The organism is Paraburkholderia sp. EG304 (assembly GCF_046543485.1).
GTDB lineage: Bacteria > Pseudomonadota > Gammaproteobacteria > Burkholderiales > Burkholderiaceae > Paraburkholderia > Paraburkholderia youngii.
In genome coordinates this window covers 1-325 of the sequence record NZ_JBKGUA010000401.1, presented here as the reverse complement: position 1 = coordinate 325, position 325 = coordinate 1, and the positions used below count along the sequence as shown (strand labels likewise).

The 325-nt window shown below is 64.6% G+C and carries 1 protein-coding gene; it reads left to right on the top strand.

Annotated features, from left to right (window positions below; genetic code table 11):
• Positions 1-325, top strand: a 325-nt coding sequence (locus ACLFKU_RS44480; protein WP_410853484.1) for a transposase, incomplete at both ends; no start/stop codon positions are given.

The window sequence follows — 325 nt, the reverse complement described above, 5'->3', positions numbered from 1 at the left end:
GCCGCTCTTTCCACTCGTGACGATGGGCATTCTGAGCCGTTCCGGGCGTTAATCCAGATGCTCGTCGAGCACTTGCGCGAACTTGGCAGCAAGGTGGCTGAGCTCGAAGGTCGTATCCGCGCGATCCGTCGCACGGATGCGCCCGGTCGGCTTCTCGAAACAATACCCGGGATCGGGCCACTTACCGCGTCGGCCCTTGCAGCCTCGATCGGCAACGCCGGATCTTTTCGCAGCGGCCGCGAACTTGCTGCATGGCTGGGTTTGGTGCCGCGTCAGCATTCTTCGGGCGGCACGCCGCGTCTGCTGGGCATCAGCAAGCGCGGCG